4 protein-coding genes are annotated in these 6,255 nt (G+C 72.7%); all 4 read left to right on the plus strand.

What is annotated here, in order from left to right:
• Positions 1–1,326, plus strand: a 1,326-nt coding sequence (gene treS, locus ABZY13_RS33260) for a maltose alpha-D-glucosyltransferase (protein ID WP_356637515.1), incomplete at its 5' end; no start/stop codon positions are given.
• Positions 1,327–1,354: 28 nt separating this feature from the next.
• Positions 1,355–2,731 (plus strand): maltokinase, encoded by a 1,377-nt coding sequence (locus tag ABZY13_RS33265; protein WP_356637517.1) that lies wholly within the window; start codon positions 1,355–1,357, stop codon positions 2,729–2,731.
• Positions 2,732–2,735: 4 nt separating this feature from the next.
• Positions 2,736–4,973 carry a 1,4-alpha-glucan branching enzyme gene (gene glgB / locus ABZY13_RS33270; RefSeq protein ID WP_356637519.1) on the plus strand — a complete coding sequence of 746 codons (2,238 nt, stop codon included), beginning with the start codon at positions 2,736–2,738 and terminating at the stop codon, positions 4,971–4,973.
• Between the two features lie 111 nt (positions 4,974–5,084).
• On the plus strand, positions 5,085–6,173 hold the full coding sequence (locus ABZY13_RS33275; RefSeq protein ID WP_356637521.1) for a glutamate--cysteine ligase: 1,089 nt from the start codon (positions 5,085–5,087) through the stop codon (positions 6,171–6,173).
• Positions 6,174–6,255: the final 82 nt, after the last annotated feature.

Genomic DNA, 6,255 nt, shown 5'->3' on the forward strand with positions numbered 1-6,255 from the left:
TCCCGCAACAACCCGGACGGCCCCTACGGCGACTACTACATGTGGGCCGACGACGACAAGCAGTACCAGGACGCCCGCATCATCTTCGTCGACACCGAGTCCTCGAACTGGACGTACGACCCGGTGCGGGGCCAGTACTTCTTCCACCGCTTCTTCTCCCACCAGCCGGACCTCAACTACGAGAACCCGGCCGTGCAGGAGGAGATCCTGGCCGCCCTGCGCTTCTGGCTGGATCTGGGCATCGACGGCTACCGCCTGGACGCCGTGCCCTACCTCTACGCGGAGGAGGGGACCAACTGCGAGAACCTCCCCGCCACCCATGAGTTCCTCAAGCGGGTCCGCCGCGAGATCGACGCGCTGTACCCGGACACGGTGCTCCTGGCCGAGGCCAACCAGTGGCCGGAGGACGTCGTCGACTACTTCGGCGACTACGCCGCGGGCGGCGACGAGTGCCACATGGCCTTCCACTTCCCGGTCATGCCCCGCATCTTCATGGCCGTGCGCCGCGAGTCGCGCTATCCCGTCTCCGAGATCCTGGCCAAGACGCCGGCGATCCCGTCGGGCTGCCAGTGGGGCATCTTCCTGCGCAACCACGACGAGCTGACCCTGGAGATGGTCACCGACGAAGAGCGCGACTACATGTGGGCCGAGTACGCCAAGGACCCGCGGATGCGCGCCAACATCGGCATCCGCCGCCGCCTCGCCCCGCTCCTCGACAACGACCGTCACACGATCGAGCTGTTCACCGCGCTGCTGCTGTCCCTGCCGGGCTCGCCGATCCTCTACTACGGCGACGAGATCGGCATGGGCGACAACATCTGGCTCGGCGACCGCGACGCCGTCCGCACGCCCATGCAGTGGACCCCGGACCGCAACGCGGGCTTCTCCACCTGCGACCCGGGCCGGCTCACACTGCCGACGATCATGGACCCGGTCTACGGCTACCAGGTCACCAACGTCGAGGCGTCCATGGCGTCGCCCTCCTCGCTGCTGCACTGGACCCGCCGGATGATCGAGATCCGCAAACAGAACCCCGCCTTCGGGCTGGGCTCGTACACCGAGCTGCAGTCCTCCAATCCCGCGGTGCTCGCCTTCCTGCGGGAGTACGAGGACGACCTCGTCCTGTGCGTCAGCAACTTCGCCCGCTTCGCCCAGCCGACCGAGCTCGACCTGCGCGAGTTCGCCGGGCGCCATCCCGTGGAGCTGTTCGGCGGGGTGCGCTTCCCGGCCATCGGCGAACTGCCCTATCTGCTGACCCTCGGGGGCCACGGCTTCTACTGGTTCCGGCTCGTCCGAGTCGCATCTCGCATCGGCCGACGATCGTGAGCGTGCGCCGACGAAAGGAGGCGTCACCATGACGAAGACCGCACCTCTCCGCCCGAGCGGTACGGGGCTCACCCATCCCATGGCCTCGCTGGACGGGCTGCTGCGCGAGTGGCTGCCCGGCCGGCGCTGGTTCGCCGGGAAGGACCGGCCCGTCACCGACCTGCGGCTGCTGTCGCTGACGGAGCTGTTCCCGGGCTGTCTGCACCTGCTGGTGCACGCCGGCCACATGGGCGTCCCGCACGCCGGGGTGCCCGCGCCGGGCGGCGCCACCCCGCCGGGCGACTGCTACCAGCTGCTGCTGGGCGTGCGGGAACACCCGTCACCCCGCCTGGGCCGGGCCCTGATCGGCCGCCCCCAGGAGGGGCCGCTGGCCGGCATGACGGTCTACGACGCGCTCCTGGACCCGCGCTCGGCGCATCTGCTCCTGGAGCGGCTGCGCCACCCGGGCACGGCCGGCCCCCTGCGCTTCGAGTGCGACCCGGCCGCGCCGGTGCCCGCCGGGCTCACGCCGCGGGTGCTCGACGCCGAGCAGTCGAACTCCTCACTGGTGTACGGCGACGAGTTCATCCTGAAGGTCTTCCGACGGGTGCAGCCCGGCGTCAACCCGGACCTGGAGGTGCCGGGCGCGCTGGCCGGGCAGGGCTGCGCCCGGGTGCCCGCGCCCGTGGCCTGGTTCCGCACCACCCGGCCGTACAAGGCCACTCTCGGTGTGCTCCAGCCGTTCCTGCGCGACGCCTCCGACGGCTGGACGCTGGCCCTGCGCGCGCTCGCCACCGGTGACGACTTCACCGCCGAGGCCCATGAGCTGGGCCGGGCCACGGCCGAGGTGCACCTGGCCCTGGCCGCCGCCTTCCCGGCCGGCGGGCGCTGCGAGAACGGCCGCACGGCCTCCGCGATGGCCGAGCGGCTGGACGCCGCCGCGCACAGCGTGCCCGGGCTGCGGCCGTTCGTGCCGGGGCTGCGGACCGCGTTCAGCGCACTGCTCACCTGCGACCCCGGCCCGCCCGCCCAGCGCATCCACGGCGACCTGCACCTGGGCCAGGTGCTGCGGGCGGGCCGCGAGTGGTTCGTCATCGACTTCGAGGGCGAGCCCTCCCGCCCGCTGAGCGAGCGGCGCACCGCGCAGTCCCCGGTCCGGGACATCGCGGGCATGCTGCGCTCCTTCGACTACGCGGCCCGGCAGCGCCGCCCGTGGCGGCCCCAGTGGGCACGCCGCTGCCGGGAGGCCTACTGCGCCGGCTACGCCGCGCGGGCCGGCTGGGATCCGCGCAAGAAGCACGGACTGCTGCGCGCCTACGAGACCGACCGGGCCGTCTACGAAGTGCTCTACGAGGCCAGGCACCGCCCGGACTGGCTCCCCGTACCGATGGCGGCGATCGAACGACTCGCCGTGAGAGGAGACTGACACCGTGGCCCTGCGCGACATCTCACTCCCCGAGGCCTCCGGCCCGCGCCCGCCCGCCCACCGGTCCGGCGGCTGCGCCCCTCCCCTGGACCCCGCCGACCGCGGCCGGCTGCTGTCCGGCTCCCACCACGACCCGCACGCCCTGCTGGGGGCGCACCCGGTGCCCGACGGCGTCGCCGTCCGGGCGCTGCGCCCCTTCGCCCGCGCGGTGACGGTGCTGGCCGGCGGCGAGCGCTTCGCCCTCGTCTCCGAGGGCGACGGCCTGTTCAGCGGGGTGCTGCCGACGGACGAGATCCCGGCGTACACGCTGCTCGTGGCGTACGAGGACGCCGAGCACGAGGTCCACGATCCCTACCGCTTCCTGCCCGCGCTCGGCGAGCTGGACCTGCATCTGATCCGGGAGGGCCGGCACGAGCAGCTGTGGCGGGCGCTCGGCGCGGAGCCGATGACCCACCAGGGCGTCGCCGGCACCCGGTTCACGGTGTGGGCGCCGAACGCCCGCGGGGTGCGGGTCGCCGGGGACTTCTGCTGCTGGGACGGCACCGCGTTCCCGATGCGGTCGCTGGGCGCGTCCGGGGTGTGGGAGCTGTTCCTGCCGGGGATCGGCGAGGGCGCCCGGTACAAGTTCGAGATCACCTCCCAGTACGGCCACCGGTTCCTGAAGGCCGACCCGATGGCCCGGGAGGCGGAGGCGCCGCCCGCGACCGCGTCGGTGGTGACGGCGTCGCACTACGAGTGGGGCGACCAGGAGTGGCTGGCCCACCGCGCCGACACCCCCGTGCACGAGGCGCCGTTCTCCGTGTACGAGGTCCACCTGCCCTCCTGGCGGCCGGGACTGACGTACCGTCAGCTCGCCGAGCAGCTCCCCGAGTACGTCAAGGAACTCGGCTTCACCCACGTCGAGCTGATGCCGGTCGCCGGGCACCCGTTCAGCGGGTCGTGGGGTTACCAGGTGACGTCGTACTACGCCCCGACCGCGCGGCTCGGCAGCCCGGACGACTTCCGGTACCTGGTCGACTCCCTGCACCGCGCGGGCATCGGCGTGATCATGGACTGGGTGCCGGCGCACTTCCCGAAGGACGACTGGGCGCTGGCCCGCTTCGACGGGGACCCGCTGTACGAACCCGGGAACGCGCAGCGGGCCGAGCATCCGGACTGGGGCACCTACGAGTTCGACTACGGGCGGACCGAGGTGCGCAACTTCCTCGTCGCCAACGCCGTCTACTGGTGCGAGGAGTTCCACATCGACGGGCTGCGCGTGGACGCCGTCGCCTCGATGCTGTACCTCGACTACTCGCGCGAGCCGGGCCAGTGGACGCCGAACCAGTACGGCGGCCGGGAGGACCTCGCGGCGATGGCGTTCCTCCAGGAGATGAACGCCACCGTCTACCGGCGGGTCCCCGGTGTGGTGACCATCGCCGAGGAGTCCACCGCCTGGGGCGGCGTGACCCGGCCGACCGACGCCGGCGGGCTGGGCTTCGGGCTGAAGTGGAACATGGGCTGGATGCACGACTCGCTCCAGTACATGAGCAAGGAGCCGGTGCACCGCAAGTACCACCACCACGACATGACGTTCGCGATGGTGTACGCGTACAGCGAGAACTACGTGCTGCCGATCTCGCACGACGAGGTGGTGCACGGCAAGCAGGCGCTGGTATCCAAGATGCCCGGCGACTGGTGGCAGCGGCGCGCGAACCACCGCGCCTACCTGGGCTTCATGTGGGCCCACCCGGGCAAGCAACTGCTGTTCATGGGGCAGGAGTTCGCACAGGGCGGCGAGTGGTCCGAGGAGCACGGGCCCGAGTGGTGGCTGCTCGACCCGGGTCACTGCGCCGCGGGCGATCACCGGGGCGTGCAGGACCTGGTGCGCGATCTCAACGGCCACTACGTGCGGACCCCGGCGCTGTGGCAGCGGGACACCGACCCGTCCGGCTTCCAGTGGGTGGCGTGCGACTCGGCCGACGACAACGTCTTCGCGTTCCTGCGGTTCGACGCCGGGGGCGACGTGCTGCTGGCGGTGAGCAACTTCTCGCCGGTCGTCCGGCACGACTACCGCGTCGGCGTGCCCGAGTCCGCGCCGGCCTGGCGGGAGGTCCTCAACACCGACGCCGCGCGCTACGGCGGCAGCGACGTCGTCCACCCGGACCCGGTCAAGGCGGAGGCCGAGGGCGCGCACGGCCGCCCGGCCAGCGTCCGGCTGACCCTGCCGCCGCTGGCGACGGTCTGGCTGCGGCCCGCCTGACCTGGGCGGCCGCGCGAGGACGGCAGGTGTCCGAGCGGCTTTCGCGGGCAGTCGAGGACGTACGCCGGGACCCCCCGGCGTCGTGGACAGCTCGTGGAAAGGCCGCATGACGTGCGCACCGTCGGAGTGGAGGAGGAACTCCTGCTGGTCGACCCGGACACCGGCGAGCCGCGTGCGCGGTCCGCGGCGGTGCTCGCCCGGGTCGAGCAGGACGACGCCGACCAGGACGTGTTCGAGAAGGAACTCCACGAGCAGATGCTGGAGTTCGCCACCCATCCCCAGTCGGACATGGGCGCCCTCGGCGCGGAGATCGCCCGCTGCCGGCGGGAGGCGGCCCGGCACGCCGGGGACATCGGGTGCACGGTGGCCGCACTCGCCACCTCCCCGCTGCCGGTGAGCCCCGCCATCGGCACGACCGAGCGTTACCGGTGGATGGAGGAGCAGTACGGCATCGTCCCGCAGGAGCAGCTGGTCTGCGGCTGCCACGTCCACGTCTCCGTCGAGTCCGACGAGGAGGGCGTCGCGGTGGTGGACCGGATCCGGCCGTGGCTGCCGGTCCTGTCCGCGATCAGCGCGAACTCGCCGTTCTGGCAGGGCAAGGACACCAGCTACAGCAGCTACCGCAGCCGGGTGTGGCAGCGCTGGCCGTCGGCCGGGCCCACCGAGCTGTTCGGGTCCGCCGAGAACTACCACCGGCGGGTGGCCGGCATGGTGGCCACCGGGACCCTCCTGGACGAGGCGATGGTGTACTTCGACGCCCGCCTGTCCGAGCGCTACCCGACGGTGGAGGTCCGGGTCGCGGACGTCTGCCTGCACGCGGAGACGGCCGTGCTGATCGCGACCCTGTGCCGCGCCCTGGTGGAGACGGCGGCGAACGAGTGGCGGGCGGGGCGGGAACCGGCCGATCCCGGCGTCAGCCTGCTCAGGCTGGCCTCCTGGCGGGCCGCCCGTGCGGGGCTCACCGGGGACCTGGTGCACCCCGCGACGATGCGGCCGGAGCCGGCCGGGACGGTGGTGGAGGCGCTGCTGGAACATGTGGGCGACGCGCTCGCGGCCACCGGCGACCTGGACCGGGCGCGGTCGTCGTGCGAGCGGCTGCTGCGGGACGGCAACGGCGCCCGGATCCAGCGCGAGCTGCTGGAGCGGACGGACAGCCTGCGCGAGGTCGTCGTCGAGTGCGTGCGCCATACGCAGCAGTGACCGGCGCACGTGAGGGTCGCCGCCCCGCGGCCCGTGGTCCGCGCGGGGGGGGGGCGGGGGTGCGGGCGGTGGGGGCGGAACC

This window comes from Streptomyces sp. NPDC006610, from assembly GCF_040611575.1.
GTDB lineage: Bacteria > Actinomycetota > Actinomycetes > Streptomycetales > Streptomycetaceae > Streptomyces.